Below are 14542 nucleotides of genomic sequence, written 5' to 3'. Positions count from 1 at the left end.
TTCGGTAACCAGGGGGGACCTGGCAAGTACCGCGGGGAACGACGTACTCGGCACGACGCACACGAAGAGGATTCGCCCACTCATGACGGATGCGCCAACCCCCCGGCGGCACCGCGGTACCCGACGCGCGGCGAAGCGCAAGCGCGGCCTGGTCGGCCCGATCGCCAGCGCGCTCTCGGTCCTGGTCGCCATCGGCCCGGTGATCTATCTGATGTCGCGGGACAACTCGACGGTCAATGACGCGACCAAGGTTCTGAACGTCTCCGAGGACACCCGCGACAACTCCGGCGGCTCCCTGGTCGGCGACGCGAGCAAGGGCCCGCTGAAGACCGTCACCCAGACGCTGGCCAACGGCAAGGTGACCACCGCCGTGATCGGCACCGGCGCGAACGGCATGGAGACGACGTCGACGCCGTCCACCCCGGGCGGCACGCCGCCGAGTGGCTCCCCGTCGAACGTGCTGACCACCCCGACCGCGCCGACCACCGGTGTCACAACGGTGACGGTCGACCCGAGCAACCCCAAGACGCCGGACGGGCGCCCGAGCGACCCGCGGCCCAGCCGCCCGACGCCGACCAAGACCCGGACGACGACGCAGCCGACCCAGCCGACGCAGGAGCCGAGCAACGACCCGGAGCCGCCGCCGTCGGGTGGCGGCGGGACGAACGCGCAGGAGCGTGAGGTCCTCGAGCTGACCAACTCCTACCGCGAGCAGGCCGGCTGCGGCCCGCTGCGGCTGAACAGCGCGCTCGTCGAGGCGGCCGGCCGGCACGCGTCCGACATGGTCCGCCGGCACTACCTGGACCACACCAACCCCGACGGCCAGGACCCGGGCGACCGGATGCGCGCCGCCGGGTACAGCGGCTCCAGCTGGGGCGAGAACATCGCCGCCGGCTACCCGAGCGCCCAGAAGGTGGTGTCCGCCTGGATGAAGAGCGAGGGCCACCGCAAGAACATCCTGAACTGCCGGTTCACGGTCATCGGCATCGGGTACGACGACGGTCGCGTGAAACCGGACTGGGGCCCCGGTAGCTGGGTGCAGGACTTCGGCCGCAACTGAGGTTGCGTCGTCATTGTGCCGAACACACCGAGTGTGGCGCAGACGTTGTTCCGATGCCACAACGTCCGGTCGATTTCCGGCCGGTCACCGCGGGTAGATCCGTCCTTGTCATGGCGTTTGACGAGGCACGTCCTGGGGGCGCGACAGTGAAGGGAACAACGACATAATGTCGTCGGAGTCCGGCAACGGCCGGCAGAAACCACGCCGGAAGGCGACCCGCGCCGCCAACCGCGGCACCCGGTTCAACAACCGCCCGTCCGCCCCCGAGGCGGAAGTCCCGGCCCCGCCGCCCGAGCCGCCCCGCTACGCGCCGCGCGACGGCTCCCCGTTCTGGGCCAACGCCCAGCCCCGCACCGACCCGCAAGCCTGGGCCGACACCCACCTCGACCCCCCGCGCACCACCTTCCAGTACGCCCCCCGCCCGGCCACCACCGGCGGCTGGGTGACCCAGTCCACGACGGGCAACCTCACGCCCGCCGCGCCGCCCCCGGTCCCCGGCATGCCCACCCCCACCACCCACCCCACCGACTGGACCAAACCCGCCACCCCCACCCCCTCCCGCCGCCGCGCCCGCACCACCACCGCAGCCGCCGAAGACCTAGCCGGCCTAGGCACCTGGGCCACCCCAACCCCCGCCGACCCGCGCGTCGGGGACACCGCTTCGCGGGACCGCGGAGCCGAGAGCGGCAGCGCGCTGCCCGCAAGCACCGCCTACGCACGCGAGGCGGGCCGCGCCAGCACGCCGTCCGGCGCTGCAGCAGACGCCGCCTACACGCGCGCGGCGGACGCCGCGTATGCACGGTCGGGGGACGCCGCCACCCGCCAGTCGGGTGCAGCAGACGCCGGCTACTCGCGGGCGGGGGATACCGCTTCGCGGGAGCGCGGAGCGGAGAGCGGCGGCGGGCTGCCTGCAAGCACCTCGTATGCACGTGAGGCGGGGCGCGCCGGGGGGCCGGCGGGTGCGGATGCTGCTTCCGCGCGCTCTGCGTTTGGGCAGACGGCGGGGAGTAGTGCGTTGGCGCCGGAGTGGGCGCGGGTTGTGGAGGATGAGGGGGTGCCGGCGGATGCTGGGGAGTTTGCTCGGTCGGCGGCTGCGGCGGCGCGGGCGAGTGAGCCGGTGGGTCGGGCTGGGAGTAGTGCGTTGGGTGGGCCCCGGACTTCGGGGGGTGGGGGTAGTGGGGGTGGGCGGGTTGCGGCTCGGGCTGCCAAGCAGCCGGGTGGGAAGAAGCGGGTGGGGGTTGCCGCGCTGGTAGTGCTGCTTGTCGGCGCGCCGATCACGTGGCTGCTCGTCCACCAGCCGAACAAGGACCAGGTCGACTCGTCGATCCCGATCGTCACGAGCACCGACGACCGCTACGTCACCCCGACCACCCAGCCGGTGGACGCGCCCACCACCCCGCCGGCCACCCCGCCCAAGACCCCACCGCCCACCCCGTCGGCCACGCCCACGGCCACCCCGACGGACGGCGTCACCCCCACCACCCCACCCACCGGCGGACCCACGTCCGTCCCCACCAGCGCCCCCACCGACAACCCGACCACCACCGCCCCGCCACCCCCCAACCCCACCGACCCGACCCCCACCCAACCCACCACCAGCAAGCCGCCGCCTCCCCAGCCCCCGCCGGACGACGGCGACATGCGAGAACTGGAACTGGACCTGTTCAAGCGCATCAACGACGCCCGCATCAGCAACGGCTGTGCGGCTCTGAAGCGTGACAGCAGCGTCACGCACGGCGCTCGCGGCGAGGCTCAAAACCGAGCCGAGGACAACAACGTCAACGGCGGTGACACATCCTCGAAGGCAACTGTCGGCGGTAACAGCATGTCCGCGTCGGCGGCGTTCGACCGGATGATGTCCGACAACCGCAGCACCGTGCTGAACTGCAACCTCACGACGCTGGGGGTGGGCAGAGGAGCGGCAGACTACAGAGATTGCGCGGTCGTCGTCCTCATCTGCTCGGACCGGACGCGGGTCGGGTGGGTTGCGAACTTCCGGTAGCAGGCGTTCTTACCGTGTAGGTGCGACTATGGGAGGACTGCGGCGGCGGGAGGGTGCATGTTCGGTGGACGGGATGACGACCTGGATGCGGCGGGGCCGGCGCATTTCGGGATTCCGGCGGAGGCGCTGGCGGACGAGCGACCTGATCGGCGGCCGGAGGAGGCGAAGCGGATGGGGTTGAGCCGGCATACCGAGGAGGGGGCGGTGTTGTCGTTCGCCTCGTCGCTGGATCGGGCCAAGCCGGGGCATCGGTTGATGGCGTGGATCCTGTTGGTGGCGTTCGCGGCGCCGGCGTTGTACACGCTGTTGATCCTGCTCTGACGACGGGCTTCGTTGAGCCCTTGACGAACACGGAGCGTCACCCCTAGGGTCGCAGCGCCGGGGGGAACCGGCAGCAGTACACAGCTCGGGCCGGGGGGAATTCGGCCCACTGCCGAAGGGGAATCTCTTGTTCACGCGACGCTTCAGCCTGCCCGTTGCCGGGATCACCGTCACGCTGCTGGCGGCCAGTACGGCGGTGCTGCCGGCCGCCGCGGCGGCCCCGCAGTTCCTGGTGGCCGGGATCCAGTACGACCCGGCCGGTACGGACACCCGTACCAACGCGCACATCAACCAGGAGTACATCAGCATCCGCAACAACACCACCCGACCGCTCAGCCTCAAGGGCTACCGCATCCGGGACGCCGCCAGCCATGTCTATTTCTTCCCGCCGACGTTCGTCCTCAAAGCCCGCTCGACGGTGCTCGTGCACACCGGCAAGGGCCGCAACAGCGCGAACCACCTGTACTGGGGTTCGGGCAACTACATCTGGAACAACACCGGCGACACCGCGCGGCTGCAGAACGCGGCGAACACCGTGATCGACTTCTGCACCTACCAGCAGGTCACGGGCCGCGTCGCCGTCAAGTGCTAGGCCACGCCGTGCGTCCGCCAGAAGGCGGACAGATCGACTGAGCTGGCGGCCTGCGCGGCGTCCCGGAACGCAGCCGCGGTGACCACCCCGTGCCAATGGGCCTTCGCGTAGGCCGCCAGTAGCCGATCCATCGCCGGCGTGCCGATCAGCCGCTCCAGCTCGTGCAGCATGCAGGAACCGTAGGTGTAGACGTAGGTCCCGTACGACGACGCATGGGCACCCCAGTAGCCCATGTCCTTTGTGATTGCCACCGGCAACGTTCCCGGCCAGCAGCCGGCCCGGTGGTTCCCTTCGTGCACATCGGTGGCGTACGTCGCGAACGCCTCGTCCAGCCACGGATCGGCGTACTCGTTGTTGCCGACGATCCCGTACCACCATTGATGCGCGACCTCGTGGACGACGGGCGCCCCGGGTGAGATCAGCAACACGAACCCCGGGTACTCCATCCCGCTGAACGTCGTCCACCGATCGTTCAGCACCAGATCGAGCTCATGATCCGGATACGCGCCGTACCGCCGCCCGAAATCGTCGAGCGCCGCGACGGCCTCATTCCGCGCCTTGACCACCGCATCCGCAGTGACCGTCGGCGTCGCCCAGGTTCGCACCTTCACACCACCCGGCGACGTCGCCTCTGTGCTGACGAACGGCCCGGCCGCCCACGCGAAATCCCTGACCTGCCGGGCATTCACGACCCCATCAGCCAGGACGCCGGTCGCCGGCACCGCCAGGTTCCCGGTATGCGTCAGCCGGACGGCGAAGTCGGCCGCGACCGTGTAGAAGCTCTCGCCGATCCCGACATCGGACTCCAGATGCCACCCGGCCGCATCGCGGACGGCGAGCACCGGCAACGCGTTCCCGAAGAAGCTGAACGCCCCCGATCGCCCGAACCGGTCCTCCCGGTCCGGCGCCGTCATCGTCACGCCGAAGCTGATCGACATCCGCTTCCCCGGCTTCAGCGGCTCGGCCAGTGGGAACTTCCGGACCGTGCAGTCGCGCGTCTCCGTACCGCCGGTGACGACGACCGCGCCGCATCCGCGCGCGTTCCCCCAGAGCCGGAGGTAGATCTCCGGCAGCGGTTCGGACGCCGTGTTCGTGAAGCTGACGGTCTCCCGCCCCGACCACGTGCGGCCATCGGCCGAGCCGGTCAGCTCCACCTCGTACGACGGCGTCCCCGGCGTCGACGGTGTTGCCACCAGCAACGAGATGGGGGCTGCGAGCAACAACAAGAGCCGGTGCACAGCACCGGAAACTACCGGGTCGCGGGTGCCGGGTCCGTACCGTCCGGAATCCATTCGTGTACCAAGATCTCATCACCCACGGTGACCAGACCGCCGGTCAGCACCGCGGCCTTGATCCCGAAGCTGACCCCGCCGCCGTACGCCGGCTCCCGCCGGTACGACGCCAGCGTGCGGGTCGGCTCCGGGCCGGTCTTGCGCCCGGTGTCCTGGTCGACGGTGGGGACCGCGCAGCGGATCGAGCGCGCGGAGTACCCGATCTCGACCTCGCCGGCCCGCATCCGCAACACGCTGTCCTCGGTGTGCGGCTCGGGCCAGCCGGAGACGACCAGGTTCGGCCGGAAGCGGTTCATCGGAATGGCCTCGCCGCCGCGCTCGACGATCCGGGCGTTCAGCCCGTCCAGCGATGAGAGCGACGTGATCAGCAGCGCATGCGCGTCCCCGAAGCCGACCTGGCCGCGATGGACACCCCACCCGGGCCGATCGTGCTCCGGCGTGATCCGGACCAGCCCGACCGGCCGCCCGAGCTGCTCCGAGAGCCACTCGTCAGCCGCCGCATCCTGCGCGATGCCCTGACCGAACCATGTCCCGAACAAGCTGACATCGCGCCGCTTGCCGTCGTACCGGACGTCGATCGCGAGTTCATCGGCCCCGGCAGCGGACAGCCGGATGACGTCGTCGGCAATCGCGGCGCGCAGCGCGGCCATCGCCGGAACGCTCCGCTGGCTGACGAAGGCGCCGTCGGGGTCGACCACCATGAACTCACGGTCCCCGACGACACCGGCCGGGCCGAGCTGAGCCTGCTCGACGGGCACACCGGTCAGACCCTTCACCGGGTAACGGATGACAGCGGCAACGCGCGCGACGGACATGACCTCATCCTAACGGCAGCAAGTCTCTTGAATTGTTCGATCATGTTGACTTATGTTTGATCGCGAGGAGGTCGTCCATGGAGCTGGAAGCATTCGCCGCCGCCCTGCGCCGGGTCCGGCAGGAGGCCGGCCTGACCTATCGCGAGCTCGCCGACCAGGCCCACTACTCGCATGCGCATCTGGTCCGCGCCGCCGGCGGTAAACAGCTGCCGAGCTGGCCGGTCGCCGTCGCCTTCCTGACCGGCTGCGGGGTACCGGCCGAGGTGCTGCCGATCTGGCGCCGGCACTGGGAGGCCGCCGCGCGTGACCCACAGGACGTCGGCGCCCTGCTCCGCACCGCCAGCACCCCTGAAGACCTGGGTGCGGCGCTGACCGCCCTGACCCGGCCCAGGTCACTCCGCTCGCTGGAGCGGCTCACCGGCGTCCCGCGGGCCACCCTGCAGAGCTGGCTGCGGGGTGGCCGCGTACCGCGCCCGGATCGGCTCGACCAGTTCATCCAGGCGCTCGGCGCGACCCGCACCGAGCGCCTGGCGTTCAGCGACTGTGTCGATCGCCTCGCCGGCTGACCACGATCAGCAGCACGCCCGCCGCCAGCAGCGCGAACGCCGCGATCACGCCTGCGAGCCCGACCGGCGCGCCCGTCTCCGGGAGCTCGCCATCCGGCTTCCCCGGCTTCGGCTTCACGTCGACCGTGACCGAGCTGCTGTTGTCACTCGGATCGGGATCGGGTGTGCTCGAGGTCGCCGTCACCCGGTTGGTCACCGACTTCCCGCCGTACGCCGCGTCCACGGTCACCTCGATCGTCCCGACCGCGGTCTGCCCTGGGTCGAGCCGGCCGACCGGACAGGTCACCCGTTGCCCTTCGACCGAGCAGCCGTCCGCCTTCCGCAGCCGCAAGCCGGCGGCGAGGACGTCGGTCACTGTCACATCGAGCGCGGCCGACGGACCGGCGTTGTAGACCTCGATCCGGTAGGTCAGCCCCGACCCCGCGACGACCGAGTCGGTCGCGGCAGCCTTCCGGACTGCGAGGTTCGCACCCCGGCCGATCTTCCCGGTCACCGTGGCCTCGTTGTTCCCGGTCACCGGATCCGGCGTCGCCGAGCCGACCCGCGCCCGGTTCTCCAGCAGCCCGTTGAAGCCCGGGACCACCGTCGCGACGATCGTGACCACCAGCGAATCACCGTTCGCCAACGACTTGACCGAGCACTGCACCGTGCCCGCCTCGGGCGCGTCCGGCGACCCAGGGGTGGCCGGCGGCAGGACGACGCACCCCTTCGCGACCACCATCGTCAGACCGCGCGGCAACTCGTCGGTGACGGCCACCTGCTGCGCGTCGGACGGCCCGTTGTTCTTGATCGTCAGTGCGTAGGTGACCTTGCCGCCCGCAATGGGGTTCGCCGGTGTCATGGTCTTGGCGATCGCCAGGTCGGCCAGCGCAGTCACCGGCGAGACGATCTTTCCGGTGTTGTTGTCCTTGTCCGGATCAGATGTCGGTGAAGTCGCCGTCGCGGTATTCGTCAGCGTCTGCCCGTCGTACCCAGCCGCGAGCCGAACCCGGAGCGACAGGATCAACTGCCCGATCGGCACATCGCCAACAGCACACCGCACGACCGAACCGTCAGCCTGACAAGGCGCCTGAGTCGAGACGACGGTCAGGCCGGCCGGCAGGGTGTCGGTCACGACCACCGAACGCGCCACCGACGGTCCCGCATTGGTGAGCTGCAACGTGTAGTCGAACGTGCTGCCCGGCGTCACCGCGGCCGGCTCGGACTGCTTGACGAGCTGCAGGTCCGCACTGGTCCCGACCGGGATCGTGACGGTCGAGCTGTTGTTCGCCGGATCCGGATCCGGCACCGGCGATTTCGCACTCGCCGTGTTCGCTAGCGACTTCCCCGCGTACGCCGGGTCCAGCGCCGCGGTGACCACCACCTTCGCCGACTCACCCGCCTTGATCGTCCCCAGGCTGCAGATCAGCTGCGGGCAGTCCGGCTGGACGCCGATCAGGGTCAACCCGGCCGGCAGCGTGTCGGTGAAGGTGACCGCGGTCGCGTCGGACGGGCCGTGGTTGGCGACGGTGATCCGATAGGTGACGCCGCCGCCCGCGGTGGCCGACTGCTCGTCACTGGTCTTGATCACCTCGAGGTCGGCCGACTGCTCGACCTCGGTCGTGATCGTGCTGGTGTTGTCCGGCTCGTTCGGATCCGGTGTCGGGCTGGTGACGGTCGCCGCGTTGGTGAGCGCCGCCGTCTGCCCGGCGTCGACCCGCACCCGGATCTGGATGACCGCGTCACTGCCCGGCCCCATCGAGCCGAGGTCGCAGCTGACCGCCGTCGTACAGGTGCCCTCGGCACTCGTTGCCGACAGCACCGAAAGCCCGCTGGGCAGCTGGTCGGTCACCGTCACGGCGGTCGCGGTCGACGGGCCGTTGTTGTGCACAGTCAGCGTGTAGAGACCTTCGCCACCGGCAATCAACGGCGACGGCTTGACGGCCTTGGTGATCGACAGATCGGCCGATGCGGTGACCGTCGTGTCGGCCGTGTCGCGGTTGTTGCTGTCATCCGGGTCCGGCGTCTGCGAGGTCGCCGTCGCCGTGTTCGTCAGCTTCCCGGTCACCGCTGGGCCGACGCGAACCACGACAGTGATCATCAACTCGCCGCCCGGCTTCAGCCGCCCGCCCGGGCAGATCACGACCGGCTCGGCCGTCGACGGATCCTGCAGGCAGTCGCCCGCGCTGCTCGAGCCGCGGACGTACGCCGTACCCGGCGGCAGCGTGTCGGTCACCACCGCACCTACTGCATCCGACGGCCCGTCGTTGCGCACGGTCAGCGTGTAGGTCAATTCGTTGCCCGCGACAACAATTGCCGGCGCGCTCTTGGCGATCGAGAGATCCGCACCCGCAACCACCTCGGTCGTCGTGGTCGACGTGTTGTCGGATTCGGTCGGGTCCTCCGGCGTCCGCGATCCTGCGGTCGCCGTGTTGATCAGCTTCCCCGGCGCCGTCGCCGGTGCGACCGTGCCGGTGATGGTCACGCCGAACTCCGCCCCGGCGGCAAGAGTGTCCGCCGAACACCGGACCTGATTCCCGTCCAGCGTGCAGGTCGCACCGCCGGTCGCGGCTGCGTTCACCCCGTTCAGCGCGGCCGGTACGTCGTCCTCGACCGTCACGCCCTGCGCATCGGACGGCCCGGCGTTGCGCACGGTCAGCACGTAGGTGAGCTGCTCACCCGCGACCACGGGATCGGGACGCGCAGTCTTGGTCAGCGTGATGTTCGCCTGCGCGCCGGTCAGCAGCGTGTACGTCGCGGTGTTGTTCTCAGTCACCGGGTCGGGTGTCGGCGACGCCACCTTGGCCGTGTTGTCGAGCTTGTTCGGCGGTGTCCCGGACGGAACGTTCGCGACCACCGTCACCGTGACGACGTCGCCTGGCGCGATGGTCCCGATCGCACAGCTCACAGTGCCGTCAGCCTGCTCACAGCTGCCTGCGGACGTCGCAGCCGACACATAGACCAGGGGCGCCGGCACCGGGTCGGTCACCGTCACCGATCGCGCCGCGGACGGCCCGTTGTTGGTTGTCGTCAGCGTGTAGGTGACCGGACGCCCAGCCTGCACCGGAACCGGCTGCGCGGTCTTGGCGATGGCCAGATCCGCACTCGGGCTGAGCTCGTCGGTCGTCCGGCCGGTGTTGTTGCCAGGCTCCGGATCCGGCGTCGAGCTCGTCGCCGTGGCCGCGTTGACCAACGAGCCCGTCGCCGTCACCGAGACGGTCGCCAGCACCGTGATCGTGGCCGCCGAGCCGGCCCCGAGATCACCCAGCTCACACCGAACCTGGCCCGCCGAGACGGTGCACGACCCGGCCGTCGTATTCGCCGACGCGTCGATCAAAGCGGCCGGCAGGTCGTCAGCCACCTCGACCGCGAGCGCATCCGACGGCCCGTCGTTCCGCACCGAGATCTGATAGGTCACCGGCTGCCCAGGCACGACCGGCGATGTCATCGTCTGCTTCCCGACCACCAGATCGGCCTTCGGCGCAGCCGGCGTCACCGTCGCCGTGCCGGTGTTGTTCGAAGGATCCGGGTCCGGGGTCGCACTCGACACCGCCGCCGTGTTGGTCAGCGGCCCACCCTGATACGCCGAATCCAGCACAGCCGTCACCTGGACGACGAGCGTCGCCTTGCCCGCCAGTCGATCCACGACACAGCTGACGTCCTGTCCAGCCGCCGAACAGACCGCCGGAGCCGGCACCTGGACGTCGAGAATCGTCAACCCGGCCGGCAACGAGTCCGCGATCCGTACCTGCTCGGCATCCGACGGCCCGTTGTTCCGGATCGTCAGCGTGTACTTGACCTTCTCCCCCGGTGCCGGGCCGGTCGGCGCGACCGCCTTCTGCAGCTGGAGATCGGCCGATCGGGTCACCGGCGTCGTGACCGTCGCGCTGTTGTTCCCCGGATTCGGGTCGGATGTCGTACTGGTCACGGTCGCCACATTCGTCAGCGCGGTCGTGGCCGGCACCCGGACCACGACCGTGATCGTCGCCTCCGCACCCGACGCGACCTCACCGATCGCGCAGTCGACCTTGCCCGGGCTCGACGTACAGGCGCCCTGGGTCGACGTCGCGGAGACCAGCGTGACGCCATCGGGCAGGGTGTCGGTCACGGCGACGTTCTGGGCCACGCTCGGACCGTTGTTGTGGGCAACGAGTTTGTAAGTCAGCTCGGCACCGGCCGGAACCGGATCCGGCGTACCGGTCTTGGTCAGCACCAGATCGGCCGACTCCGCGACCGGCGTCCGGACCTCTTCGGCGCGGTAGGTGTACGGCTTCTTCAGCGTCGCGGCCGTGTAGTCCAGGTAGCCGGTGTTGACCACAGTCGTCCCGGCCGAGGCCGCGTCGAGTGTGACGCGGAACCGGACGGTCGTCGTGTCGTTGGTGCGCAGCCGGCCGCCCTTGTTGGCGTTCGCGCCGGTGCCGACCCGGAACCGCACGCTGCGCGCGGTCTCGTCGTACTCCGCCTGGTCGTCACCGGCCTGATCGGTCTTACCGGCCGTCCCGATCGCGAGCGACCCGGGGACGTACGTCGTGTTCGGCGGCAGATCGTCGCGGACGATCGAGTCGAGCGCGTCGTCCTCGCCGGTGTTGCCGTAGCTCAGCGTGTACTCGAGCGTGTCCCCCACCTTCGCCGGATCGTTCCCGGCCAGGTTGCGGACGGTCTTCGTGCCCTTGATCGTCGGGGCGTAGAGATCGATCTGCGTGGTCAGCGCGGCCGGGTAGTAGAAGTCGCCGGTGCTGGCGAAGGTGAGCTCGGCGGTCGTCGCGCTGTTCGCGAGGATGCCGGCCGCATCGACCACCTTCGCGTCCAGGCCGAGGTTGTTCAGGGCGGCCGGCGTCCGGTCGGTCAGGTTCGCGCCGGCGTCGGTGACCCGGCTGCCGAAGAAGTTGGCCGACGGGCTCTGGGCGTCCGCGAGCCGGGTGCCGTTGACGGCGAAGTAGTCGCCGCTGATCCCGGCGTCCCCCTCGTAGGTGACGCTGCCGAAGCGCGCGTTGACCGGGCCGCTCGGCGGGGCCAGGAAGCCCGAGATGCTGGTCTTGATCACGTCGCCGGTGGTCACCCGGGCGTACCCGTTGAAGACGGACAGGTCGCGCAGCGGCTCGTCGGCGTCCTCGTAGGCGATCACCAGGCTCCACCCGGCGTACCGGTCGGCGCCCGTCCCGGCGGCGATGTCGGCACCCCAGTACTCACCGGGGCCGGCCTCCTGGACGAGCGTCGTCACGTCGAGGTAGGAGGAGTAGTCCTGCGTCTGGGCGCTCAGGTAGTCCGTCCGCCCGGCGGTCAGCGTCTGGTACTCCGTCTTGTTCGGAAGCCGGAGCTTGATCGTCTTACCGTCGCCGGTGCTCGCCGTCCCACCAGTACCCGCGGCCCGGCTCGCACCCCAGAACAGGCCCGCGTAGAGCACCTTCGCGCCATCCGGCAGGCTCACCTTGGCCGCCGAGGACGACTTGGTGCCGGCATCGGCGTCCGCATCGAGCAGGCGCATCGCCCACTCGTTGTTGGAGGCGCCGGTAGCGCTGCCGGCCAGCGCCGACCGGCAGGCGGCGACGCCGGTGTCACAGGTCTCCAGCGCGTTGCCGGTGATCCGGATCGCGCCGTTCGTCTGCGTGCCGAAGACCTTGCCGAAGGTGCGGATCGTCTCCGCCGCTGCTGTTGCATTCGGCACCAATCCGGAGCCGGCGAGCAGTAGCAGAGCGAGTAGCAGGCGCAGCCGACCAGCCATCGATGATCCCCGTTCAGTCGCAGATGGCGGCGGAAGCCGTCATCTACATACCACACTCCGTAGCCGAACAGCTACGCGAAGTGCCGAGGTCAGGCGCGAAAAGTTCCCGGCGGCGCGGCGGGCGGCGTGAATCCGTCGCCGTCGGTGAGCACGGCCGCCTTCCCAGCGAGCTCGCTCAGCGCGAGCACCTCGTACGGCGGCTGGGCCCGGCGACCGGCGGCGGCGAGCTCCGGGAGCGGGTGCCGAGAGGCGACCAGGATGACGTTGCCGAAGCCCTTGCCGCGGAGGACCTTGCGCTCGGCCAGGACGACGCCCTCCCCGAGGGTGGCCCGCACGGTGGCCGCCGTCCGCCGGATGAACGGCAGACCGGCCGTGCCGTCGATCAGGTTGGCGATCAGAACGCCGGTCGGCCGCAGGACGCGGGCGCATTCGGCGAAGAACTCACTCGTCACCAGGCTCGCCGGGACCGCTTCGCGCTCGAACGCGTCCAGGATCAGGACGTCCATCGAGTCCTCGTAGAGGTCGGTGACACCGGCGCGGCCGGTCACGCCGCGGACCTTGATCCCGGAGCGCTTCGGCAGCGGCAGCGTCTCCCGGACGAACTCGGTCAGGTCCTCGTCGGGTTCGAGGACGACCTGCCGCGACCGCGGCCGGGTGCCGGCGACGTACCGCGGCAAGCTGAGCGCGGCGCCGCCGACGTGCGCGACCGCGATCGGCTGCTTGCGCGGCGCGATCACGTCCAGCACGTCGGCGATCCGCCGCATGTACTCGAACGAGAGGTGGGTGGGGTCCGCGAGGTCGACCTGCGACTGCAGTGAGCCGTCGACCCGCAGCACGTACGTGCCGTCGGCCTCCGCCTCGACCGTCGCCGTCCCCGAGCCGACCTTGCGTTCCACCCGCCTATCTTCGCAGCACCTACTTGCTTTCCTTCTCCTGCGCCACCGCGACGTCGGGGTTGTCGCTGAACAGGCCGTCGATCCCGGTCGCCCGGTAGGCCGCGATCTCGCCGAACAGGTTGCCCGACTCGAACGGCACAGCCGAGCTGTCGAAGTTCGCCGGGAGGAAGTTGTTCTCGATCCGGAAGGTGTACGGGTGCACGACCAGGCCGGCCCGGTGCGCGTCGGCGACCAGCGTGGTCGGCTTGCCGAGCTTGCCCTCGGCGGTGAACGGGATGACCTGCTCCTTGTACGGGCCGAGGCCGGACGCGTAGCGCGCCACCTCACGCAGGCCCTTGGGGCTGGTGATATCGGCGTACGTGCGCTTGTCGCCCGCGACCGTGAAGTCGTACGGCTGCCCCTCGGCGTCGGTCAGCTGGACCAGCGGCACCCGCAACTGCTTGTGCAGGGCCTTCAGGTTCGCCACCTCGAACGACTGGACGAAGACCTTCGCGTCCGGCCGGTTCAGGCCGTTGCGGTTCAGCGTCTTCACCAGGGCCGGCTCCAGCGCGAGACCCTGCTGCTGGAAGTAGGTCGGGTGCTTGGTCTCGGGGTAGATGCCGACCGGACGGCCGAGCTCCTTCGAGAGCCGCTTGCTGAGGTCGATGACCTCCTGCAGGGTCGGGATCTGGTAGCGGCCGTTGAACACGGTGTTGTGCTGCCGGATCGCCGGGATGCGCTCGGCCGCGCGCAGGGTCTTCAGCTCCTTGAGCGTGAAGTCCTCCGTGAACCAGCCGGTCGTCGCGACGCCGTCGAGCTGCTTGGTCTTCTTCCGCTTGGCGAACTCGGGCCGGCTCGCGACATCCGTCGTGCCGCCGATCTCCGGCTCGTGCCGGGCGACCAGGACGCCGTCCTTGGTGGTGACCAGGTCCGGCTCGATGTAGTCGGCGCCCATCCGGGCAGCCAGCTCGTACGACGCCAGCGTGTGCTCGGGCCGGTACCCGGACGCGCCCCGGTGGCCGACGATGACGAAGTCGTCGCGCTGGTGCGACGCCCCGCTCACCTGGGCCTGGCTCTGGGACTGGTTCTGGGTGAGCACCTGGGGAACCAGGGCCGTCGCGGTGACCGCGAGCGCGGACACCACCACCGGGACCAAACGCTTCATGGAGTTACTCCTTACAAGTCAGGGACTGGGAGAACCTTCGGCGACCTCTGCAGACCCGCGACGTACGGCGGATGACCGAACGGTGAACGATGAGACCGGGTGTGAGCAAGTCGGGGGCGACCCAGGGTTGGGCCGCGCGGTGGATGTTGCTAG

The 14542-nt window shown here is 70.1% G+C and carries 10 protein-coding genes; 5 read left to right on the top strand and 5 right to left on the bottom strand.

Annotation, left to right across the window (positions count from 1 at the left end; genetic code table 11):
• Positions 1–82 precede the first annotated feature (82 nt).
• The 4 genes from HPO96_RS30475 (at position 83) to HPO96_RS30460 (ending at position 3975) form a co-directional block, all read left to right on the top strand.
• Positions 83–1060 carry a CAP domain-containing protein gene (locus tag HPO96_RS30475; protein WP_171677839.1) on the top strand — a complete coding sequence of 326 codons (978 nt, stop codon included), beginning with the start codon at positions 83–85 and terminating at the stop codon, positions 1058–1060.
• Between the two features lie 166 nt (positions 1061–1226).
• A complete protein-coding gene (locus tag HPO96_RS38615) occupies positions 1227–3062 on the top strand; it encodes a CAP domain-containing protein (protein WP_171677838.1) in 1836 nt (611 codons plus the stop codon).
• Between the two features lie 57 nt (positions 3063–3119).
• Entirely contained in the window at positions 3120–3383 is a 264-nt protein-coding gene (locus tag HPO96_RS30465; protein ID WP_171677837.1) for a hypothetical protein, read from the top strand.
• Positions 3384–3510: 127 nt separating this feature from the next.
• Complete coding sequence (locus HPO96_RS30460; RefSeq protein ID WP_171677836.1) at positions 3511–3975, top strand: lamin tail domain-containing protein; 465 nt, start codon at positions 3511–3513, stop codon at positions 3973–3975.
• On the opposite strand, the gene HPO96_RS30455 is transcribed toward HPO96_RS30460, so the two are convergent.
• Complete coding sequence (locus HPO96_RS30455; protein ID WP_171677835.1) at positions 3972–5213, bottom strand: M1 family metallopeptidase; 1242 nt, start codon at positions 5211–5213, stop codon at positions 3972–3974. The genes HPO96_RS30460 and HPO96_RS30455 overlap by 4 nt on opposite strands.
• 11 nt (positions 5214–5224) lie before the next feature.
• On the bottom strand, positions 5225–6082 hold the full coding sequence (locus tag HPO96_RS30450; protein WP_171677834.1) for an MOSC domain-containing protein: 858 nt from the start codon (positions 6080–6082) through the stop codon (positions 5225–5227).
• Positions 6083–6159: 77 nt separating this feature from the next.
• Between HPO96_RS30450 and HPO96_RS30445 the strand changes: the two genes are divergently transcribed.
• Positions 6160–6648 (top strand): helix-turn-helix transcriptional regulator, encoded by a 489-nt coding sequence (locus HPO96_RS30445; protein WP_171677833.1) that lies wholly within the window; start codon positions 6160–6162, stop codon positions 6646–6648.
• On the opposite strand, the gene HPO96_RS30440 is transcribed toward HPO96_RS30445, so the two are convergent.
• The 3 genes from HPO96_RS30440 to HPO96_RS30430 all read right to left on the bottom strand — a co-directional run bounded on the left by HPO96_RS30440 (position 6617) and on the right by HPO96_RS30430 (position 14389).
• Positions 6617–12349 carry a DUF11 domain-containing protein gene (locus HPO96_RS30440; RefSeq protein WP_171677832.1) on the bottom strand — a complete coding sequence of 1911 codons (5733 nt, stop codon included), beginning with the start codon at positions 12347–12349 and terminating at the stop codon, positions 6617–6619. The two genes, HPO96_RS30445 and HPO96_RS30440, sit on opposite strands and share 32 nt — an antisense overlap.
• A gap of 89 nt (positions 12350–12438) precedes the next feature.
• On the bottom strand, positions 12439–13245 hold the full coding sequence (locus HPO96_RS30435; protein WP_171677831.1) for a fused MFS/spermidine synthase: 807 nt from the start codon (positions 13243–13245) through the stop codon (positions 12439–12441).
• A 19-nt stretch (positions 13246–13264) separates the two neighbouring features.
• On the bottom strand, positions 13265–14389 hold the full coding sequence (locus HPO96_RS30430) for a glycerophosphodiester phosphodiesterase (RefSeq protein WP_171677830.1): 1125 nt from the start codon (positions 14387–14389) through the stop codon (positions 13265–13267).
• Between the last annotated feature and the right edge of the window lie 153 nt (positions 14390–14542).

It is taken from the genome of Kribbella sandramycini (assembly GCF_013131805.1).
Taxonomy (GTDB): domain Bacteria; phylum Actinomycetota; class Actinomycetes; order Propionibacteriales; family Kribbellaceae; genus Kribbella; species Kribbella sandramycini.
Note: the sequence above shows the minus strand (reverse complement) of the source record. Positions and strands in the feature narration are given on the sequence as shown.